We start from the raw sequence: 20,613 nt of genomic DNA, 5'->3' as shown, positions 1-20,613 counted from the left end.
TGCTACTGCAGTCCCCCGGGGGAAACTTATCTGAGGCCCCTGCACAGCCCACATGCACCTTTATCTATGATGGAGTGACCCAGATTCATTTTCCTCCGGAAGGAAGTCCCCGTCACCATGTCTTTTCTCATCCGCGTCCTGCTCGCCGACATCCCCGGGAGCCTCGGACAGCTTGCGGAGGCGATCGGGCTGGTTGACGGCAACATCCATTCCGTCGACGTCGTCGAGGTCTTCCCCGACGGCACCGTCGTCGACGACATCGTCGTCTCCCTGCCCAAGGGTGTCATGGCCGACACCCTGATCACGGCGGCCGGCACCGTCGAGGGCGTGGAGGTCGACTCCATCCGCCCCTTCTCCGGGCGGGTCGACCGTCGCGGCCAGATCAAGATGCTCGCCGAGGTCGCCGCCCACGCCCGCAACATCCCGCGGGCCATGGACGAACTCGTCGCCGTCATCCCCCAGTCGATGACCGTGTCCTGGGCCGTCGTCCTGGACAACACACAGTCCGACTCCCTCATCACCCGCGTCGCGGCCTCCCAGGCCGCCCCCGAGGACGACGGCTCCTCCCCCGTCGACATCGACGTGGCGACCGCCCGCATCCTCAACCCCGAATCCGAGGAGTGGATCCCCGGTTCCTGGGGCCTGCTCGACTCCTCCCTGGCCGCCACCCCGCTGGGCCGGACCGGCATGGTGCTGGTCCTCGGGCGCACCGGCGGCCCCGATTTCCTGGCCACCGAGGTCGAACACCTCGGCCACATCGGCCGCATCGTCGGCGCGATCCTCAGCTGACAGGAGGTGGGACATGCGCAACCTGCTGCTGGTCGCCGCACTGTTCCACGCCACCTGGTTCGGGTTCGTCTCCTTCACCTGGGCGATCAACCACCTGGTGGCGGCGGTCATCGGCGTCATCCTCACCATCACGGTCGGACTGACCGTGCTGCTGCGGGAGGACCACCTGCCCCGGGTGATCGTGGCCAACATGGCCGGGCTGATCGCGCTCAGCGGCTGGGGTGGCTGGCTGGCCACCCAGCTGCTTGACGACGGCCCCGTCATCCACCTCTACGCCCTCTATCTGCCCCTGGCTGCCGCGGTAGTCTTCGTCGTGGCGGCCTTCCTGGGAAATCACTCCCCAGAAAGCCACCCCGAGGGTGCTCCCAGCCCTTGATCTGGGGAGCGAATTCGGCGGCCCTACTCCGGTGAACCGGTCTCCAGAAGCCTGACGAAGCCTGCCTCGTCGAGGATGGGCAGGCCCAGCTCGCGGGCCTTCGTCTCCTTGGAGCCGGCATTCTCGCCGACGACGACGTAGTCGGTCTTCTTCGACACTGACCCCGAGGCCTTCCCGCCGCGGGAGAGGATGGCCTCCTTGGCCCCGTCGCGGCTGAAGCCCTCCAGGGCTCCGGTGACCACGATGGTCATCCCCTCCAGGGTCTGGGTGGCCAGCTCTCCACCGGTCTCCTCCATGGTCACCCCGGCCGCAGCCCAGCGGTCGACGAGCTGGCGGTGCCAGTCCACCTCGAACCAGGCGCGGAAGGACTCGGCGATGATCATGCCGACACCGTCGGTCTCCGCGATGTCCTCGGCAGGCGCCTCGATGAGCGCGGGCAGGGAGCGGTATCGGGTGGCCAGGGCACGGGCGGCGGTGGGGCCGACGTGGCGGATCGACAGAGCCACAATCACCCGCCACAGGTCGGTCTGTCTCGCCTCCGCGAGGTTGGCCAGCAGCTTCTCGCCGGAGGCGTTCACCTTGCCGGTCTTGGTGGTGTACACCTTCGAGGCGAGCAGCTTCTCGGCGTCCAGGTCGAAGAGCTCGGATTCGTCGGTGAGGATGCCGGTGCGGATGAGGTCCTTCGCGCCCTTCTCCCCCAGCGCCTCGATGTCGAATCCGCCGCGTCCGGCGATGTAGGTCAGGCGCGAGGACAGCTGCGCCGGGCATGAGCGGGTGTTGGGGCAGCGCCAGTCGACGTCGCCTTCCTTCTGCGGGGCCAGGCGGGTACCGCAGGAGGGGCACAGCGTGGGGAAGATGAACTCGCGTTCAGTGCCGTCGCGGCGTTCCACCACGGGGCCGAGGACCTCGGGAATGATCTCGCCGGCCTTGCGGATGACCACCGTGTCGCCGATGAGCACGCCCTTACGGGTCACCTCGGTCTGGTTGTGCAGGGTGGCCAGGGAGACGGTGGAGCCGGCGACGAAGACGGGCGTCATCACCGCGAAGGGGGTGACGCGGCCGGTGCGGCCGACACCGACCTGGATGTCCAGCAGCTTCGTGGTCACCTCCTCCGGCGGGTACTTGAAGGCCACCGCCCAGCGGGGCGCGCGCGAGGTCGCCCCCAGCGCGCGCTGCTCAGCATAGGAGTCGACCTTGACCACCACACCGTCCATCTCGTGGGCGGCGTCGTGGCGGTGTTCCGCCCAGTAGCGGACCCGGTCGATCACCTCATCGGCCGAGTGGACCAGTTGGGTGTGGGGGCTGACGGGCAACCCCCAGGCGGCGAGAGCCCGGTAGGCGTCGTGCTGGGAATCAGGGCTGAAGCCCGCGCGGGCGCCGATGCCGTGGGAGATCATCCGCAGCCGGCGCTTGCGCACGTCCTCCGGGTTCTTCTGCCGCAGGGAACCGGCCGCGGCGTTGCGGGGGTTGGCGAAGGGCTTGCCGCCCTCCGCCTGACGCAGTTCGTTGACCTCGTCGAAATCCTCCAGGGCAATGAAGACCTCCCCGCGGACCTCCAGGAGTTCCGGCACGGGGAACTCCCCGGTGCCGCTCAGCTCATGGGGGATGTCGTCGATGACACGCGCGTTGGCGGTGACGTCCTCCCCGACGCGGCCGTCGCCACGCGTCGCGGCGCGCTCCAGTCGGCCGTTGCGGTAGACCAGCGCGAGGGAGAGGCCGTCGATCTTCAGCTCCGTGAGGTAGCTCCCGCTGGGTGTGCGGTTGAGCCATTCGAGGAGTTCATCCTCGTCGAAGGCGTTGTCGAGGCTCATCATCCGTTCAAGGTGTTCGACGTTGTCGAAGGTGGAGGTCGCGGCCGCGGGGGCACCGACCTCCATCGTCGGACTCTCCGGGACGGCAAGTTCAGGGTGCTCCTCCTCCAGCCGCTGCAGCCGGCGGAAGAGTTCGTCGAAGTCCGCGTCGGGGATCTCCGGCCTCGAGTTGTAGTAGAGGTCCCGGTGGCGGCGGACCTCCTCAGCCAGCTCGTTCCACTGTCGGCGCAGATCAGGGTCGGTGTCGGTCACAGGCTCAGTCACGGGGTCGATTCTATATCCGTTGCGGGTGATCCGGTCGTCGGGCAGAGGTTGACAGGCTTCATCACCCGTAGCAATGAAAAATCTTCACGGCGACACGAATGAGAGGTAAATACTGTTCCGACGAGCTTTCCCGAGCGGCCAGCTTCCACAGCCGACCCACCCCCCGACTGTAATCTAAATCACATTTACGGTGGGCCCTGGCCCACAATGTGGGTTAGTGCTAACGTCGTGGGTCACACATTCAATTTCAAGTGAGGCGCACCACAAAGTGCGGGCGCCTCCGAGGAAGAGGTGACTTACCCATGGCAGACTGGCAAATCCTCTCGATCACCGCAGCGGTGATTGTGGGAATCGTTCTCATGATCGTCAAGCTACGCATTAATCCCGTGGTGTCCCTAGTGGCCGGTGCCATGGTTTTGGGCCTCGCCACGGGCCTGGGCCCAGTTGAAACCACAGAAACCGCCATGCAAGGCTTCGGCGACATCATGTTCGAGGTCGGTCTGTTGATCGCCTGGGGCGTGTTGATGGGTTCGATCCTCAACGAAACCGGTGCCATCCGGCGACTCGTCAACGCCCTACTGAAAATTTTCGGACCACGGGGTGTTCCTTACGCCCTGGGCTTGACTATCGGCACTGCACTACAGTCGATTTTCCTGGATGTGCTGCTGGTGATGAGTGCCCCACTGGCCCGCCGCATGGCCCCTCACCTGGGCAAATTCGGTATCGCCAAGATGGCCACCGCCATGGCGATCAGCCTGGAATGCGGCATCGTCCTCATGGTCCCGGGCGTGGCGACAATGGCACTGGCCGGACTGCTCGGTGTGCCGCTGGGCAAAATGATGATCTTCGGGTTCATCGTCATCGTGCCGACCATCGTCATCTCCATTGCGATCATGAACTTCCTCATCCACCGCGGATTGTGGAACGTCGACCTGGACCAGCAACCCATCGACGACGAGCCCACCGACAGCGGTGGCACCGGTGCCCTCCACGACAACAACGGGGACACCGATGGCGATGGTTTCGGTGGGCCCGCCCCGGTGGATCCCGAAGACGGCCTCGTCGATGGTCATGGCACCCGTGTTGGCCTGTTGCCGCACCGCGTTCACGAGGTTGAAGAGGCCGAGGAGAAGCAACACAGTCTTTTCCTGCTCTTCGCCCCCATGTTGCTGGCCCTGGTCCTCATCGCCACCGGTGCGATCCTGGAGATGGCCGGCGTCACCCATCCCGTCATCGAATTCTTCTCTGCTCCGGTGGTCGCCCTGCTGATCGGCCTGCTGGGTACCAGCTACGTTGCCCGCTACACCATCGGAGGCGAGCGGGTGGAAAAGGCCGTGGTCGACGGTTTCCGTGAGTCCGGACAGATCCTCATCCTCACCGGCGCCGGCGGTTCCCTGGCAGCCGTTATCGCAGCCAGCGGCATGGGCGATGTCCTGGGCCAGTACTTCACCGCCGGCTCCTTCGCCCCGCTGCTGACCGTCTGGGCCATCGCCGCCCTGTTGCACATCGCGGTGGGTTCCGTGACCATCTCCGCCATCACCGCCGCAGGCCTGCTTGCTCCGGTGGCCGGTCAGATCGGCCTGGATCCGGTGCTCCTGGCCCTGGCTGCTGGTGCCGGTTCCCTCTTCATGGTCCACGTCACCTCAAACACTTTCTGGCTCCTGCAGTCCATGCTCGGCCAGACCACCCGCGGCACGCTGAAATCCTGCTCGCTCGGCGTCTCCGTGGCCTCCGTCGTCGCCCTGGGTTGCACCATGATCCTCGGCCTCTTCCTCTAACCCCCGCACCACTACACACTTCCCTTGTTGTTTTGAGAGGACTTGCTTGACATGACTGACCACACTCCCCAGCCCCTCGCCGGTATCCGGGTCTTGGAACTGGGCAACTACATTGCAGCCCCTACTGCTGGTCGCCTCCTCGCCGATTTCGGTGCCGAAGTGATCAAGATCGAGCGCCCCGGTACCGGTGATGAGCTGCGCAACTGGCGCCTGTACAAGGGCACCACCTCCATGCTCTTTCGCACCATCAACCGCAACAAGAAATCCGTCGTCCTGGACCTGCGTTCCGAGGCCGGCAAGGAGGCCGTCAAGGCCCTGGTCGCAGAGTGCGACGTGCTGCTGGAGAACTTCCGCCCCGGCACCCTGGAACGCTGGGGACTGGGACCTGAAGTACTCAATGAGATCAACCCGGAGCTGGTGATCAGCCGCATCTCCGCCTTCGGTCAAACCGGTCCCCTCTCCCACCGCCCCGGTTTCGCCGCCGTGGCCGAGGCCTTCAGCGGCTTCCGCAACCTGGTCGGCGATCCGGATCGTGCGCCGGTGCGGGTCGGTGTGTCCATCGGTGACTCCATCGCCGGCCTTTACGCCGCCTTCGGGGTGGTGATGAGCCTCTATCAGCGCGAAGCCACCCGCCCTGAGGGGGAAAAGCGCATCGCCCTGTCCGACCGCATCATCGATGTAGCCCTTCATGAGGCCATGTTCTCCATGATGGAGTCCCTGATCCCCGATAACCAGGCCTACGGCATCGACCGTGAGCGCGTCGGTGGTCGGATGGAGGGTATTGCCCCGACCAACGCTTATCTCTGCGGAGACGGTGCCAGCATCGTCGTCGCCGGCAATGGGGACTCGATCTACCAGCGCTACATGGAGGTCATCGGCCGTCCCGACCTGGGCATCGACCCCGGTCTGCAGACCAATGCCGACCGGTGGGAGCGTCGCGATGAACTCGACGCCGCCATCGGTGAATGGACCGCCGCACGCACCGCTGCCGAGTGTCTGGAGGTCCTTGATGATGCCGGAGTCCCGGCCGGCCCGATCTACACCGCCGTCGACATCGGCCAGGACCCGCAGTACGCGGCCCGCAACATGATCCAGAAGTTCGACGTCGACACCGGGGAAGAAACCCTCCACAACGTCGGTTTCCCCGGCATCGTCCCTGTCATCGGGGAGCAGTCCCTGCCCATCCAGCACTTGGGCCCCGACCTGGGAGAGCACAACCAGGAGATCCTGGGTGGACTGTTGGCACTCAGCGCTGAGCAGATCGCCGAAGCAACCGCCACCAAGGAAAACGTGAACGCATGAACACCCACACCTTCATCCCCCGCGCCCACCTCCGCGACGTCACCTTGCGCGATGGACTTCAACTGACCGGCAAGGTTTTGTCCACCGACGAGAAAGTCCGCATCGTCCGGACACTGTTGAGCCTGGGAATCCCGGAGATCGAACTGGGTTCCATGGCGCGAGCCGACCTGGTTCCCCCGATGGCCAACACCCTGGAAGTCGTGGAGGCACTGACTGACGAGGAACTGGCCAAGTGCTGGATTTGGGTGGCCACCCCGCGCCATATCACCAGGGCCGCCGCCGCCGGCGCCCGCAACTTCCAGTACTGCCTTTCGGTCTCAGACGCGCACAACGAAGCCAATATCGGCCGCTCCACCGAGAAGAGCCTTGCAGCACTGCCCGAGGCCATCGCCATCACCCAGAGTGTGAAAGGCCGGATACAGCTCTGCCTGGCCACCTCCTTCACCTGTCCCTTCGACGGTCCCGTCGACCCCGAACGGGTCCTGCTTATCGCCAACGATCCCCGAGCCGACGGCTGCGACGACATCGTCATCTGTGACACCCTCGGCCAGGCGGTGCCCGCCCAGGTCAGCGATCTGATCTCCCGGGTAAAAGCGGAAACCCCCGCCCGCCGCATCGTCTTCCATGGCCATGACACCTGGGGGCTGGGCGTGGCCAACACCCTGGCTGCTATCACCGCAGGCGCCGATGTGGTCGACGGGGCACTCGGTGGTCTCGGTGGCTGCCCCTTCGCTCCCGGTGCCAGCGGAAACACCTCGAGCGAAGACATTCTTTTCGCCACCCAACCCGAGTGGCTCACCCCTGAAAAATTCGGTGAGATCGTCGCACTTTCGGAGGGTCTACTGACAGAACTCGGTGAGCAGAACCGTTCGAAGGCAGCCCAGGGGGCACGCTCCAAGGCCACGGCCTTCGCGTGGGTCACCCCGATACTGGAGGCCACACGATAAACCATGAACCCACACTTTCTGGTCACCACCTCCATCCCCGGCCCCGGCCTGGAGCTTCTCTCCGAAGCCGGTAGAGTCACCGTCCTTCCGGACCCCCCGAGTTATGAGCAGCTGCGTGAACTCACCTCCTCCGGTGACTTCGATGTGGTGCTCACCCAGCTGCGGGATGCTATCGATGCTGACCTGCTCACCGACGCCAAGGTCAAGGGGGTGTCCAATTACGCGGTCGGTTACAACAATATTGACGTAGACGCGGCCACCTCCCACGGCATTCAGGTCGGCAACACCCCGGGAGTGCTCACCGACGCCACCGCTGATATCGCCTTCGCCCTATTGCTCGGGACCGCACGTCGGATAGTGGAGGCAGACCAGTTCGTCCGCGCAGGAAAGTTCCACGGCTGGGAGCCGGACATGCTGCTGGGCAAAGACATCACCGGCGCCACCCTCGGACTGGCGGGTTTCGGTCGGATCGCCCGGGCGGTGGCCAAGCGCGCCTTGGGGTTCGGCATGGAGGTCATCTTCGCCCCGCGCCCACCCGCCCACCGCGAGGTCAGTCAGGAGGAACTCGGGGAGTTCGCCGGCCAGGTAACCCAGGTGCGGTGGGAGGAGCTCATCGAACGCAGCGACTACCTTTCCCTGCACGTGCCGCTGACCGAGCAGACCACCCACCTGGTCGATAGCACGGTCCTCAAGCGGATGAAAGACAGCGCCATCCTCATCAACACCGCCCGCGGCCCGGTGGTGGAGGAAGCTGCACTGGTCTCGGCTCTCAGAAAGGGGACAATCGCCGGGGCCGGCCTCGACGTCTTCGAAGACGAACCCACCTTGGCTCCGGGGCTGGCCCAGTTGCCGAACACCATCCTGTTGCCACACATCGGTTCTGCCACCGTCGCTGTGCGTGCTGAAATGTCCCGGCTCAGTGCCCTCAACGCGATCGCCATGGCCCACGGGAAACGCCCCCCGCACCTGGTGAACCCGGAGGTATTCTCATGAAGGTCCTGATAGCCCCGGACAGTTTCAAGGGCACCTTCTCCGCCACCGAGGTCATCGCCGAGATCAGCATAGGCGTCCGTGACGCTGGCGCCACCCCCATCCCGTTGCCGGTCGCCGATGGCGGGGAAGGCACCTACGAGGCCCTGTGTGCAGCACTGGGGGCCGAACTCATCAAGGTGCCCGCCGCCAACCCGTGGGGCCAACCGCTGACCGCCAGTTTCGGGCTCACCGCCGACGGCCTGGCGATCGTGGAGCTGGCGCAGGCCAGCGGATTGCACGTGCCCCACGCAGGCCACCGGGATCCGGTCACCGCCAACACCTATGGCACCGGCCAGGTGATCGCCGCAGCAGCCCAGCGCGGGGCGAAGAATATCCTGGTTGCCGCCGGTGGTTCAGCCACCACTGATGGCGGTGCCGGAGCGGTGCAGGCGATCACGGACTCAGGCGGCCTGGGCGCAACACGGATCACCGTGCTCTCAGATGTGACCACCACTTTTATCGACGCTGCCCGGGTATTCGGCCCCCAGAAGGGCGCGGACGCGCACACTGTCGAACTGCTCACCCACAGGTTGGAACAGCAAGCCAGCCAGTATCCGAAGGATCCGAGCACCCATCCCCGCACCGGGGCGGCCGGTGGATTCGCCGGAGGCCTGTGGGCCCATTTCGACGCAGAACTAGTCTCCGGTGCCGACCACATTCTGGACGTGATCGGCTTCGAAGAGAAGCTACGGGAGGCTGACATCGTGGTGGTCGGGGAAGGTCGGCTGGATTCCCAAACCAGTCAGGGCAAGATCATCGAGGCGATCCTGCGCCGAGTCCGCCAACACAATCAGGAGATGCCGGTCATCGCCGTGGTCGGTTCGGTCGCAGCCGACCTGGGAGACTATGCGGCCAACTTCTCCCAGGTGATCATCGCTAGTGATCCCCCTGCCCTGCGGGAAGCCGGCACCCTCCTGGCAGCAGCAGGACGCCGGACAGCAACGGTGCGGAGTTAAGGGTAGGTGAGGGAATCGTCGGGAAGACGCCCACCAATCAGACGCGTCATCCGCTCCGCGGTCGACAACAGCTCCTCGATCCAACCCTCGCACACCGAATAGGGCATCCGCATGGTCGGACCGCTGATGGTCAACGCCCCGACCGCAGTGCCGGTGGAATCAAACACCGGAGCCGACATTCCCGAGGCCCCATCCTCCCGCTGGCCCGTCGTGATGGAAAACCCATCCCGACGGGTCTTTTTCACCACTGCTTCTAACTCCTCCGGAGAAGTGATGGTGGCATCGGTCAACGGCTGCAACGGAGCATCCTTAATCCGTTGCAACAACTCCGGGTTCCAGGCCAGCAACACGTGGCCAGCGGAACCGGCGTAGAGCGGCAGAATAGCCCCGACCCGCATCGCACGCCGCAAGGCATGACGGGTTTCTGCCATGGCTACACACACCCGGTACTCTCGCTCCGGGCGGAAGAAACACACCGTCTCACCGGTCAGATCGCGCAGCTCCTTGAGCAGCGGATTGAATAGATCGAGGATCTCGACACCCCGGGTAGCCGGAGCGGCCCAATAAGCCATCTTCAAGCCGATGCGGAAAGAATCATCCTCCCGCTCGAGAAACCCCTGAGAAACCAGATTCGTCACCAGACGCTGCACCGTCGAGGCCGGCATACCCGTTGTCTCTCGAATCTCCCCCAGAGACAGTGTAGGACGAGTCAAGGTGAAAGCATCCAGAATGGCGCTGATCTTTCCCAACACCAAAAGGGGTTTCACCGATGCGGCGGACTGCTTCTCATTGACGGTCATAGATAAACGTTAACCCACATGGTGGGTTCAGCACGAGGGTTCCCGCCCTGAAACCTCATATATACCCCTGCGGTGGTCTATGCACTTGGCGACTGCATGCCGACCGGGTCTGCACTTCACCGCCGCCGACACGGACACCCGGGCCCAAGAGCTCACCCGGGACCTGCTCTGAGCGGTCATGTCGGGGGCACGGTCTAGGGTTGTGCTCATGACCTTCGACGCCACCCGCATGCTCTCCTTCGACCTCGAGACCACTTCCGCCAACCCGCTGGAGGCCCGCATCGTCACCTCTGCGCTGGTGCGTATCGACGGCCGCTCCGTCGACGCCGTCGAGCACCTCGCCGACCCCGGGGTCGAGATCCCGGAGGGGGCCACGAAGATCCACGGCATCACCACGGAGAAGGCCCGCACGGAGGGGCGCCCCCACGATGAGGTCCTCGCTGAGACGGTCGCGCAGATCAGGCAGGGCTGGGCGGACGGGCTCACGCTCATTGTCTTCAACGCCAGCTACGACCTGACGGTGCTGCGCCAGCTCACCGGCGATTTCACCGTCACCGGACCCGTCTTCGACCCCTTCGCCGTGGACAAGATCCAGGACCCCTACCGCAAGGGCAGCCGTACCCTGACGGCCATGTCGGAGCATTACGGGGTGGAGCTGGGCAACGCCCACGAAGCCACCGCCGATGCCCTGGCGGCGGCCCGCATCGCCTGGAAGCAGGTGCGCCAGTGGCCGGAGCTCAGCCGCAAGGACGTCGGTGAGCTCATGGAGTTCCAGGCCGTGGGCTACCACGACCGGCAGAGCGATTTCGCCCGCTATCTGGCGGGCCAGGGCAAAGATGCATCGACGGTGAACACGAGCTGGCCGATGCAGGGCTGAGCTCCAGCCAGGTGGTGATCCCCAGGCGCTGCAGGAAGTCGAGGTCGTGGCTGACCACGATGAGGGCGCCACGGTAGGAGGACAGAGCGCTGACCAGCTCGGTGACGCTGTCCAGGTCCAGATTATTGGTCGGTTCGTCAAGGACAAGAACTTGATTTGGTGGGTCAGTGAGCAGTAGGGCGGCGAGTGCGACGCGGAAGCGTTCCCCGCCGGAAAGCTCCCCGACCGTCCTGTCCACCTCAGCACCGGTGAACAGGAACCGGGCCAGCCCGGCGCGTGCCGCCTGCACTGAGGCGGCCGGGACCGAATCCAGCACGGTGGCGGAATCATCGAGATGGTCGAGCCGCTGGGGCAGATAACCCACCCGGTCCGTGAACAGCACCCCGGCGCGCCCGTGGATGAGGTCCTCCAGCAGCCGGGTCTTGCCCACCCCGTTGGGCCCGGTCAGGGCGAGCTTCTCCGGGCCCTGGACGGTGTACTCCCCCAGCGTGGCGATGCGCCGCCCGGCGGGCACGTCCGGATCCGGCAGCTGGATGCGGATGTGCCCGTCGCGGCGCACCTGCCCCTCCTTCTCGGCCACGGCCTGCCGGGCGTCCTCCAGTCGGGAATCCAGCTCGCCCCGCAACTTGCCGGCCGACACCTGAGCCTCGGTCTTCCGCTGGTTCATGACGATCTTGGGCTTGCGTTTATTCGCGTAGTCCGTGCGGGCGTAGCGGGCGCGCCGGGCGAGTTTCGTCTCCGCCTCGACGCGCTGGCGCTTCTCCTGTTTCAGGTTCTGTTCGGCGCTGCGCAGGGCCTGTTCGGCCGCGGCCTGCTGCACGGCCAGCTGTTCCCGGTAGTGGCTGTAAGGCCCGCCGTAGATGTGGAGGCTGTTGTGGTGCAGTTCGGCGGTGGCGTCCATCAGCTCCAGCAGGGCGGTGTCGTGGCTGACCACGATGAGGGCACCGCGCCAGTCCAGGACCATGTCGTAGAGCCGCCGGCGGGTGGGCAGGTCGAGGTTGTTGGTGGGTTCGTCGAGAAGCACGACATCATCGCCGGCCAGGCGGAGCCCGGTCAGGGCGATGAGGACGGCCTCCCCGCCGGAGACCTCGCGTACCGGGCGGTCGAGGCCGATGCCGGGTAGGCCGAGGGCGTCGAGGGCGGCGCGGGCGCGCGTCTCGATGTCCCAGTCCGCACCCACCGCCTCGAAGTGGCGGGGGTCGGCGTCGCCGGCCTCGACGGCCCGCAGTGCGTCCAGGGTGCGGCGAATGCCCAGGAGATCGGCGACCTGCGCGTCGGGGGCGGTGGCCAGCCGCTGCGGCAGGTGGCCCACCGTCCCGGTGACCGACACGGTCCCGGCGGTGGGGTGCAGCTGCCCGCCGATGAGTCGGAGGAGGGTGGATTTGCCGGTGCCGTTCGCACCGGTCAGGCCTGTGCGGCCGGGGCCGAAGGTGGCGGTGATGCCGCGCAGGGCGGGTGTACCGTCCGGCCAGGTGAAGCCGAGGTCGGACAGGATGACGGAAGGGGCGTGAAGATGTGTCAAGGTGACTCCGGTGTCTCGCGGGGGACGCTGACACCGGGGCCGTGAGGTGGCCTCTACGCGGGTCAGCGCTGCTGTTCTGCTGCGGGAACGCGGAGGTTCTTCACGTCACATTTCCTTGGCTCGGGGATACTTCTGCTTGAGAAACTACCTTCTCGCCGCGGCGGGCACAAGCACCGGCGCGGTCTCCTCCGTACTCCGGTTGACCTCGTACACATGGAACAGGGCCCGCAGCGCGCATACCGTTCCGTGGAAGAGCAGGACGGTCAGCCAGACCAGGCTCACCCAGTTCCACCAGCCGGAGCCGGTGACCTCCGCCAGCTGGTAGCTGCCCAGGGTGCAGGTGCCGGCCGGGAAGACCGAACCCCACCAGCCCGGGTAGTAGCCGGGCCAGGTGACGATGTCGCGCCAGAACTTCCACGCGGCATACACCGCCATGGGCACCCCCAGGGTGAACATGACATAACCGATGACGATGCCGATCAACCGCCAGGTGGCGGCCTCCCCGATCCCTGGCGGTGAGTTGCTCAGCAGGATGGCCACCGCCGTGGACTGCCCCACGATGCCCAGCGGGATCCACGCCGTACCCGTCATCCCCGGGGGCAGGTAGAGCCGGCGGCGGATGACATCGAGGTAGACGCGGGCGAAGACCGGCAGCGCGGTGGCCATGCTCAGCAGGAATCCCCCCAGGGAAACCAGCCAAACAGCCAGGGTCCAGCCCGGGTCGAGCTGGCCGGAGGCCACCAGCTGGGAACCGGAGTTCGCAGAGACCATCGGTGGCACCAGTGACAGCCCCCAGAAGAAGGTCGGGGCGCCGTGAAATTTCTTCAGCTGCCATAGCGTGACGATCCACGCCAGTGGGGTGGCCAGCAGCCAGGTGACCGTCTGCCAGCCCCAGCTGCCGGTGATGGTGGTCCAGGCCCCGCCGAGAGCCAGCACGCCCATGACGTACATGCCCCACGGCCCCATGTAGGGCTGGGTGAAATGGGGGTTGGCGTGCTGCAGCCAACCGATGCTGATGGCCAGGAAGATGAGGCTGGCCGCGCCGAGGAGCAGCGGGCTGAGGTGGGTGGCCCCGTGGACGTGGGTCATGGTGGCCGCCAGTGAGGTGCCCATGACGCTGCCCGCCCAGGCGGGGCCGAGGGGTGGAAGCGGGGAACGGGCCATGGTCCTCGACTTTAGGTGCTGTATTCCCGGACAAATTAATCCGGAGGGTATTTACTTGCATCCACGGTAGGCGAAGTATTGACCGCCGGCCTGGTGTGGGGGACGCTTGAGGCATGATGATGTCTGCTGCGGTCCAGGCTGAGGGCTTGAATGTGCGCCGCAGACGCACCCAGGTCCTGATTGATCTCAACTTCCGCATCCCGGCCGGTTCCATCACGGGCCTGTTCGGCCCCTCCGGCTGCGGCAAGACCACCCTGATGCGTACTATCACGGGGCTGCAGCACTACAGCGGCGGACTGCAGGTGCTGGGCAGCCCGGCCGGGGATGCTTCCTTGCGCGGACTGATCGGCTACGTCACCCAGTCCCCCAGCCTCTACCCGGAGCTGAGCGTGGACGAGAACCTCGCCTACTTCGCGCGGCTGGCGGGCGGGGAGGTTGCGGGGGTCGTCGAGAAGCTCGGTCTGACAGAGATACGCGGGCAGCGGATCAGTGCGCTCTCGGGTGGCCAGCGCGGCCGGGCCTCCCTGGGGGCGGCACTGGTCGGTGCACCGGAGCTGCTGGTCATGGACGAACCCACCGTGGGGCTGGACCCGGTGATCCGGGCCCGGCTGTGGGACAGTTTCCGCGAACTGGCGCAGGAGGGCCGCACCCTGCTCGTGTCCAGCCACGTCATGGAGGAGGCCGGTCGCTGCGACCGCCTGCTGCTCATGCGGGAGGGCGCGCTCATCTGGCAGGGCACCCCGGCCGAGCTGCTGGCAGACACGGTGACCGGCAGTTACGAGGACGCCTTCCTCGCCACCATCGAGAGGGGAAGCCGGTGAATCCCGCCCTGCTGCTCACCACCGCCGGCCGCGTGCTGCGGCAGCTGCGCGCCGACCCCCGCTCGATGGCGCTGCTGCTCATCGTCCCGGTGCTGCTGCTCACACTCTTCTACTGGATCTACCGGGATTCGCCGGAGCTGTTCAGCTTCGTGGCCGTGGTGATGACAGCCATCCTGCCGTTGTCGCTGATGTTCATCGTCTCCTCGGTGACCATGCAGCGCGAACGGGCCAACGGCACCCTCGAGCGGCTGTGGACCACGCGCCTGCACCGGGTGGACCTCATCGGCGGTTACGCCCTGGCCTTCGGGATTCTCGCCGTCGCGCAGGCGCTCATCCTGGTGCTGGTGATGGACCTGTCCATGGATGTCGAAACGCAGGCCGGCTGGTGGGTACTGGCGCTCATCGCCGGGGTCACGGGGCTGGCAGGTCTGTCCCTCGGTCTGCTCGGCTCGGCCTTCGCGCGTTCCGAATTCCAGGCCGTGCAGCTCATGCCCGTGCTCATCATCCCGCAGGTCCTGCTGTGCGGGCTGCTGGTCCCCCGCGAGGAGCTGCCGGATCTGCTGCGCTGGATCTCGGAGGCGCTGCCGCTCTCGCATGCCGTCGACGCCGTCACGGTGGCGGCCCGCTCCGGTGTCACCGGCGAGGTGGTCGCGGACACCACCCTGTGTCTGGCCTTCGCGGTGGTATTCCTGGCTCTGGCCGCGGTGACCATGCCGCGACAGAGCCGCTGAATCCGGCGGCTACAGGTCGCCGGCGTCGGTGCGCAGCATCTGCTCCACGGCCACGGCCATCCGGTAGGCCCCGGCGGCCTCCACCAGGGTGCCCTCGGTGATGCCGGCGCGCGGGTGGACGTCGACCCGCTCGGTGAGCCACTGCGGATCCAGGCCGAGGCGCTCCCAGAAACGGGCGACAGCCACGGCCCGCTCGCGGGGGCGCTCCAGCAGTTCATCGACGGTGTCGCCCGGCCCGGTCACACCCAGCCCGATACGGGTACCGGCGCTGACGGTGTGGCCGAAGCCGTCGTACTGCTCCGTACCCTGCACCCGGTCGAGGCTGACCAGCACGGTGCCGGCGCCACAGTCCCGCGCCACCTCCCACAGGGGTTCATAACCGGTCTGGTTGAGCAGGACGTCCTCGGCCCCGAGACCGTCGACGACATGAGCCAGGCGCTCGGCCAGGTCCTTCGGGTTGATCGCACGGACGGGGTTGAAGTCGGTGGCCCCGGCCAGCCCGCGGGCGATGGCGGGCAGGTCCGGTTCGTCGAGCTGCACGGTGATCTTCGAGCGGAAGCGGGTGGCCAGGTGGCGGGCGTGCTGGTTGACGCCCTCGATGAGGGCGTCGGTGAGGTCGCGCAGGGCACCGCGGTCGGTGATCACGCGGTGGCCGTTGCCCAGTTCGATGCCGGCTGCCAGGGTCCAGGGGCCGGTGACCTGGATCTTCAGCTCCGGGATGGTGGTGCCCCAGGCCTCCTCGACCTCGTCGAGGTCGCGGTGGAGGCGGTCCCAGGTCCGCCGGGTGAGCAGCTGGGGGCGGTCCGTCATGATCCAGGAGCGCGGCCCGCGGTCGACGGTCACAGCCTCCAGGAGGCAGGCGGTACGGCCGATGGGATCGGAGCCGAGACCGCGGGCGGGCAGGTCGGGCAGGTGGGGCAGGTCGCCGGTCTCCGAGAGGATGACATCGGCGGCCTCAGGGACCGAGGTGCCCGGCAGGGGGCCGAGTCCGTAGGCGCTCACGCGGACTCCGTCCCGCAGATCGTGCCGGAGCCCAGGACCACATCCCCCTCCCCGTCGGGGTCAGGCAGGTAGAGTACGGCGGCCTGGCCGCGGGCCACACCCTGGAGGGGTTCACGCAGGTGCAGCGTCATCTCATCGCCGCTGATCTGGGCGTGGCAGGAGGTGATGCCGCCATGGGCGCGGACCTGGACATGGGCGTCGAAGGAACCGGTCATCGCCGGGTGGAGCACCTTGAGGCGGTCGGCGTGGATGGTGGTCACGGACAACGCGGAGCGGGGGCCGACGGTGACGGTGCCGGTGGAGGCGTCGATGTCGGTGACGTAGCGCGGGCGGCCGTCGGCCGCGGGGTTGCGCAGGTCCAGCCCCTTGCGCTGGCCGATGGTGAAATTCCAGGCGCCGTCGTGATCGCGCAGCTGCGCACCGTCCTGGTCGACGACCATGCCGGGGCGCAGGCCGATGCGGGAGCCGAGGAAGGCCTGGGTGTTGCCGTCGGGGATGAAACAGATGTCGTAGGAGTCCGGCTTGGATGCGACGGAGAAGCCGTGGCGGGCGGCCTCCTCCCGGATCTGCGGTTTGGGGGTGTCGCCGACGGGGAAGAGGCAGCGGTCGAGCTCCTCGCGGGTGAGCACACCGAGGACATAGGACTGGTCCTTGTCCGGGTCGGCGGAACGGCGCATATGGCCGTCGGAGTCGATCAGCGCGTAATGCCCCGTGGCCACGGCGTCGAATCCGAGCGCCACGGCACGGTCGAGCAGCGCGGCGAACTTGATCTTCTCGTTGCAGCGCAGGCAGGGGTTGGGGGTCTCGCCGCGGGCGTAGGAATCGACGAAATCATCGATGACATCGGCCTGGAAGCGGTCGGAGAAGTCCCACACGTAGAAGGGGATACCAAGTTTGTCGCAGACCCGGCGCGCATCCGCGGAGTCCTCGAGCGAGCAGCAGCCGCGGGAGGATTCACGCACGGCCTGCGGGTCGCGGGACAGGGCCAGGTGGACGCCGACGACCTCGTGTCCGGCCTCCACCATCCTCGCTGCCGCCACGGCCGAGTCGACCCCGCCGCTCATCGCCGCCAGTACGCGCATGTGCTTCCTCCCTCTTCTCCTCATTCCAACAGTCAATCCTGCAGCGTAATCCCGAAGCGCACCGATCTGAAACCACGGTGAGGTTCTCAAGGATCTAAACCGGCCCCCGAGTTCTAAAGGATCTAAACTGTGCGGCTCCGGGATTCCTCTGCCTCCGGTCATGACCGTATGGTGAGGGAGGCTTCCGCCACCGTCCACCCGTCCTCTTGAGAGCCCAGAAACACCCGGTAGAACATGTCCCGTCGTCAACGCACCTCCCCTGATACCCCGACCACCGGCGCCGCCGCCGGCAGCTACGAGATCGACTCCGGCATCGCCGAGCTTGTCCCCGACACCTTCCTGCCGGACGCCTGGACGCTGATGATCAACGGGGTGCCCTCCTCCCATGTGCAGATCGGCCGCCCCGACGTCCTCGAATTCGAGTACATGCGCTGGATCGCGGCGATCGTGGAGCAGCAGGTGGCCGCACACCACGATCCGTCGACCCTGCGCGTGACACACCTGGGAGGTGCGGCCTGCACCATGGCGCGCTACTTCGCCGACCTGTGGCCGAAGTCGCGGCACACCGTCGTGGAGCTGGACAGCGAGCTGGCGCAGTATGTGCGCCAGTGGTTCGACATCCCGCGCTCCCCGACCGTGAAGATCCGCGTCGGCGAGGCCGGGGAGGTCACCGCCGGTTTCCACCCCGCCAGCCGCGACGTGATCATCCGCGACGCCTTCGCCGGAGCCCGGGTCCCCCTGCACCTGACCACACCCGATTTCTTCCGCGATGTGCAGAACGCGCTGGCCCCGGGCGGGCTCTACGTGGCCAACTGCGGCGACTTCCACAGCCTGATCGCCACGAAAACGGAGCTGGCCGGCATGGCCGAGGTCTTCGCCCATGTGGCGGTCATCGCCGATCCCCCGATGCTCAAGGGCCGCCGCTCTGGCAACATGATCCTCATCGGCAGCGACCATGAGCTGCCGGAGGAGGGCTCCCCGGAGGCTGCCGGGCTCGCACGCGTGCTGCTGGGTGGCGCCGTGCCGGCCCACTACAAGGACGAGCGCTGGACCCGGGACCTGTTCTCCGGCACCGCGCCGCGCCGCCTGGATAACCGGCACGATCATGCCGATGGCAGTACCATCTCGCTCTTGGAGGGCCCGGAAGGGGTCTGATCGGCGCGATCGTGCCGATAGTGGGGCTATTGCCCCTCATGCGCCTGTAGACTTGCGCCTAACGGCACGATCGCGCCGATTGAAAGAGGCAGGATGACACCCGCAGAGCTGGGCGAGGCAGCCCGTGCACGCCGTATTGAACTCGGCCTGCGCCAGCAGGACCTGGCAGCCCTGGCCGGAGTGTCCGAACGCCTCATCCGGGAGATCGAGAAAGGCAAACCCAGTCTCCGGCTGGACACGCTGCTGCAGGTGCTCGATGTCCTCGGTTTCCGCATTGCGCTGACTGAGTTCGACGCCCTCCGCCCGGATGACCCCTCCCAGGGACGAATCTCTCCCTGACGCCCGGGACAGCGGAACGGACTACCCTCGTATGGTGAGAGTCACCTGCCGATCCAGGAGAGGGAGTTCCCGTGCCGGAGTGGCTGCTTGCCGGAGGTGCCGGACTGATGGCTGGCGCCGCGCTGCTGCTGGGCAGTGCTGTCGCCTGGTTCATGTCTGTGCCTGCCAGGCTGGTCGCGGTGGTGATGGCCTTCGGTTCCGGGGTACTGATCTCCGCACTGGCATTTGAGCTGGTGCAGGAGGCGGTGGAGCAGGGTGGACTGGCCGCCACTGCCCTGGGTTTTCTCGTGGGCGCCGTCGTGTACGTCGGCCTGAACCTCGTGCTGGCCTGGCAGGGGGCCCGACACCGCAAGCGGTCCGGTGACCAGCAACCCGATGCCGATGAAGGCGGTGGGGCGGCGATCGCGGTGGGCGCACTGATCGACGGAATTCCGGAATCGATGGTGCTGGGGTTGAGTTTCCTCACCGGGGGCGGACTGAGCATTCCGATGCTGGCCGCGGTGTTCATCTCCAACGTCCCGGAGGGCCTGTCCAGCACAGCGGGGATGAAGAGGTCCGGCCGCAGCGCCGGCTATGTCTTCGGGATCTGGGGTGGGATCGCCATGGCCTCGGGCCTGGCGGCACTGGCCGGCTACCTCCTGCTGGACGGCGCCTCCCCGGTGACACTGGCATTCGTCAACGCGCTGGCCGCGGGGGCGATCCTGGCCATGATCACAGACACGATGATCCCGGAGGCCTTCGAGAAGGCCTCCCTCTACTCCGGGCTGATCGCCACCCTGGGCTTCCTCGCGGCGTTCAGCATCCACTCACTCGGTTGATCGCTCAGCCCGCGTTGTTGAGCAGGATGAGCAGGTCACCGATGGAATAGTCGGGGTTCTCCACCATCACCAGCAGGTCATCGACGGGCAGCTCCCCGGATTCCAGGAGCTGGCCGACGCGGCCGGCGATGTCACCGGCCAGGGCCGGGTCAATGCCCGCCCGCTCGGCGGCACCGGCCAGCGCACCCTCGGGCAGGAGACCGGATTCCGCGGCGAGGATCAGGCCCGCCAGGGCGGCGTTGTCGCCACCCAGGGAGTCGAGGATGTCGGGACCGGGGACGGTGTCGAGGAGCCCGCCGAGGTCGACGTGACGGCCGGCGACGAAATCACCCAGCTGTGCGTCGGTGCCGTTGAAGAGGTTGAGGTCGACGGGTCCGTTGATGCCCGCGACGCGGCCGGCATCGGAACGCTGCCAGAAGGTGAGGTTGTCCCAGCCACCGACGCTCTCAGGCACGGTGTTCTGGTAGGCCGCCAGCCAGAGCGGGTAGCGGGTGAAGGCGTTGCTGTCGGCCATGTGCTCGCGCCAGAAATAGCGGTAGGTGTAGACCATCGGGGCCCGGCCGGTGAGGCGTTCGGTCTCGGTGAGGAAGTCCCGGGTCCAGGCCTGCAGCTGCACCGGGGACAGGCCCTCGTCGACCTCGATGTCGAGCACCGGGGGCAGGGAGGTCGCCGGGGCGGTGGCCAGTGCGGCGGCATAGTGGGCGGCCTGGGTGCGGGCGTCCTTGGCGGGACGGGCGTAATGGTAGGTGCCCACGAGCAGTCCGGCCTGGTGCGCGGCGTGGACATCCTCCAGGTAGTGCGGGTTGAGCCAGCCCTCCCCCTCGGTGGCCTTGACGAAGACGAAGCGTTGCCCGTCGGCGGCGACCTCACGCCAGTGGATGGGGGTGCCGTTGTCGCGCTGGTGTCCCGAGACGTCCACACCGGAGGGCGCCAGCGGTGAGAAGGCGGTGGCGGGGACGGCGGAGAGGGTGAGGGCGAGAGTGGCGGAGGTCAGGACAGCGGTCAGCCGGGGAAGAACATTCATGGTTGAGAACGCTAATCCATGTA

At 66.8% G+C, this 20,613-nt stretch carries 20 protein-coding genes; 13 read left to right on the top strand and 7 right to left on the bottom strand.

Annotated elements, in window-relative coordinates; all coding sequences use genetic code 11:
- The first annotated feature begins 117 nt into the window (after positions 1 to 117).
- Both NYP18_RS05130 and NYP18_RS05125 read left to right on the top strand, forming a co-directional pair.
- Positions 118 to 789, top strand: a complete 672-nt coding sequence (locus NYP18_RS05130; protein WP_259427095.1) for an ACT domain-containing protein — start codon at positions 118 to 120, stop codon at positions 787 to 789.
- Positions 790 to 802: 13 nt separating this feature from the next.
- Positions 803 to 1,165 (top strand): hypothetical protein, encoded by a 363-nt coding sequence (locus NYP18_RS05125; protein WP_259427094.1) that lies wholly within the window; start codon positions 803 to 805, stop codon positions 1,163 to 1,165.
- Between the two features lie 23 nt (positions 1,166 to 1,188).
- Here NYP18_RS05125 and ligA read toward each other — a convergent pair whose 3' ends face one another.
- On the bottom strand, positions 1,189 to 3,228 hold the full coding sequence (ligA, locus tag NYP18_RS05120) for an NAD-dependent DNA ligase LigA (RefSeq protein WP_259427134.1): 2,040 nt from the start codon (positions 3,226 to 3,228) through the stop codon (positions 1,189 to 1,191).
- A gap of 314 nt (positions 3,229 to 3,542) precedes the next feature.
- On the opposite strand from ligA, the gene NYP18_RS05115 reads away from it, so the two are divergent.
- The 5 genes from NYP18_RS05115 to NYP18_RS05095 are packed head-to-tail and all read left to right on the top strand — an operon-like array spanning position 3,543 to position 9,255.
- The gene (locus NYP18_RS05115; RefSeq protein WP_259427093.1) at positions 3,543 to 5,018 is read left to right on the top strand and encodes a GntP family permease; all 1,476 of its coding nucleotides are present in this window, start codon (positions 3,543 to 3,545) and stop codon (positions 5,016 to 5,018) included.
- A 51-nt stretch (positions 5,019 to 5,069) separates the two neighbouring features.
- The gene (locus NYP18_RS05110) at positions 5,070 to 6,320 is read left to right on the top strand and encodes a CaiB/BaiF CoA transferase family protein (protein WP_259427092.1); all 1,251 of its coding nucleotides are present in this window, start codon (positions 5,070 to 5,072) and stop codon (positions 6,318 to 6,320) included.
- Positions 6,317 to 7,267 carry a hydroxymethylglutaryl-CoA lyase-like TIM-barrel protein gene (locus tag NYP18_RS05105; RefSeq protein WP_259427091.1) on the top strand — a complete coding sequence of 317 codons (951 nt, stop codon included), beginning with the start codon at positions 6,317 to 6,319 and terminating at the stop codon, positions 7,265 to 7,267. The genes NYP18_RS05110 and NYP18_RS05105 overlap by 4 nt, the downstream gene beginning before the upstream one ends.
- Before the next feature lie 3 nt (positions 7,268 to 7,270).
- On the top strand, positions 7,271 to 8,260 hold the full coding sequence (locus tag NYP18_RS05100) for a 2-hydroxyacid dehydrogenase (RefSeq protein ID WP_259427090.1): 990 nt from the start codon (positions 7,271 to 7,273) through the stop codon (positions 8,258 to 8,260).
- The gene (locus tag NYP18_RS05095) at positions 8,257 to 9,255 is read left to right on the top strand and encodes a glycerate kinase family protein (protein WP_259427089.1); all 999 of its coding nucleotides are present in this window, start codon (positions 8,257 to 8,259) and stop codon (positions 9,253 to 9,255) included. Before NYP18_RS05100 ends, NYP18_RS05095 begins: the two co-directional genes overlap by 4 nt.
- Here the strand turns inward: NYP18_RS05095 and NYP18_RS05090 are convergent.
- Positions 9,252 to 10,055: an IclR family transcriptional regulator gene (locus NYP18_RS05090; protein WP_259427088.1), complete on the bottom strand. Its 804-nt coding sequence runs from the start codon at positions 10,053 to 10,055 to the stop codon at positions 9,252 to 9,254. The two genes, NYP18_RS05095 and NYP18_RS05090, sit on opposite strands and share 4 nt — an antisense overlap.
- A gap of 208 nt (positions 10,056 to 10,263) precedes the next feature.
- Here NYP18_RS05090 and NYP18_RS05085 point away from each other — a divergent pair, with 208 nt between their 5' ends.
- Positions 10,264 to 10,932 carry a 3'-5' exonuclease gene (locus tag NYP18_RS05085; protein WP_259427087.1) on the top strand — a complete coding sequence of 223 codons (669 nt, stop codon included), beginning with the start codon at positions 10,264 to 10,266 and terminating at the stop codon, positions 10,930 to 10,932.
- Here the strand turns inward: NYP18_RS05085 and NYP18_RS05080 are convergent.
- Both NYP18_RS05080 and NYP18_RS05075 read right to left on the bottom strand, forming a co-directional pair.
- A complete protein-coding gene (locus NYP18_RS05080) occupies positions 10,817 to 12,454 on the bottom strand; it encodes an ABC-F family ATP-binding cassette domain-containing protein (protein WP_259427086.1) in 1,638 nt (545 codons plus the stop codon). The two genes, NYP18_RS05085 and NYP18_RS05080, sit on opposite strands and share 116 nt — an antisense overlap.
- A gap of 144 nt (positions 12,455 to 12,598) precedes the next feature.
- Entirely contained in the window at positions 12,599 to 13,618 is a 1,020-nt protein-coding gene (locus NYP18_RS05075; RefSeq protein ID WP_259427085.1) for an SLAC1 family transporter, read from the bottom strand.
- Positions 13,619 to 13,731: 113 nt separating this feature from the next.
- Between NYP18_RS05075 and NYP18_RS05070 the strand changes: the two genes are divergently transcribed.
- Both NYP18_RS05070 and NYP18_RS05065 read left to right on the top strand, forming a co-directional pair.
- The gene (locus NYP18_RS05070; protein ID WP_259427084.1) at positions 13,732 to 14,439 is read left to right on the top strand and encodes an ABC transporter ATP-binding protein; all 708 of its coding nucleotides are present in this window, start codon (positions 13,732 to 13,734) and stop codon (positions 14,437 to 14,439) included.
- On the top strand, positions 14,436 to 15,170 hold the full coding sequence (locus NYP18_RS05065; protein ID WP_259427083.1) for an ABC transporter permease: 735 nt from the start codon (positions 14,436 to 14,438) through the stop codon (positions 15,168 to 15,170). Before NYP18_RS05070 ends, NYP18_RS05065 begins: the two co-directional genes overlap by 4 nt.
- Positions 15,171 to 15,179: 9 nt before the next feature.
- Here NYP18_RS05065 and NYP18_RS05060 read toward each other — a convergent pair whose 3' ends face one another.
- Both NYP18_RS05060 and mnmA read right to left on the bottom strand, forming a co-directional pair.
- Positions 15,180 to 16,172, bottom strand: a complete 993-nt coding sequence (locus tag NYP18_RS05060) for a uroporphyrinogen decarboxylase/cobalamine-independent methonine synthase family protein (RefSeq protein WP_259427082.1) — start codon at positions 16,170 to 16,172, stop codon at positions 15,180 to 15,182.
- Positions 16,169 to 17,254 carry a tRNA 2-thiouridine(34) synthase MnmA gene (gene mnmA / locus NYP18_RS05055; protein ID WP_259427081.1) on the bottom strand — a complete coding sequence of 362 codons (1,086 nt, stop codon included), beginning with the start codon at positions 17,252 to 17,254 and terminating at the stop codon, positions 16,169 to 16,171. The genes NYP18_RS05060 and mnmA overlap by 4 nt, the downstream gene beginning before the upstream one ends.
- Before the next feature lie 234 nt (positions 17,255 to 17,488).
- Here mnmA and NYP18_RS05050 point away from each other — a divergent pair, with 234 nt between their 5' ends.
- From NYP18_RS05050 to NYP18_RS05040, 3 genes are all read left to right on the top strand, one after another.
- The gene (locus tag NYP18_RS05050) at positions 17,489 to 18,409 is read left to right on the top strand and encodes a spermidine synthase (protein ID WP_259427080.1); all 921 of its coding nucleotides are present in this window, start codon (positions 17,489 to 17,491) and stop codon (positions 18,407 to 18,409) included.
- Positions 18,410 to 18,502: 93 nt separating this feature from the next.
- Entirely contained in the window at positions 18,503 to 18,748 is a 246-nt protein-coding gene (locus NYP18_RS05045; RefSeq protein ID WP_259427079.1) for a helix-turn-helix transcriptional regulator, read from the top strand.
- A gap of 71 nt (positions 18,749 to 18,819) precedes the next feature.
- On the top strand, positions 18,820 to 19,566 hold the full coding sequence (locus tag NYP18_RS05040; RefSeq protein WP_259427078.1) for a ZIP family metal transporter: 747 nt from the start codon (positions 18,820 to 18,822) through the stop codon (positions 19,564 to 19,566).
- 4 nt (positions 19,567 to 19,570) lie between these two features.
- Here the strand turns inward: NYP18_RS05040 and NYP18_RS05035 are convergent, their stop codons facing one another.
- Positions 19,571 to 20,590, bottom strand: coding sequence for a glycoside hydrolase family 25 protein (locus tag NYP18_RS05035; protein WP_259427077.1), 1,020 nt, complete (start codon positions 20,588 to 20,590; stop codon positions 19,571 to 19,573).
- Positions 20,591 to 20,613 lie beyond the last annotated feature (23 nt).

Origin of the sequence: Corynebacterium lemuris (assembly GCF_024919295.1) — a bacterium.
GTDB lineage: Bacteria > Actinomycetota > Actinomycetes > Mycobacteriales > Mycobacteriaceae > Corynebacterium > Corynebacterium lemuris.
The sequence above is the reverse complement of the archived record's forward strand: the minus strand, read 5'-3'. Positions and strand labels throughout refer to the sequence as shown.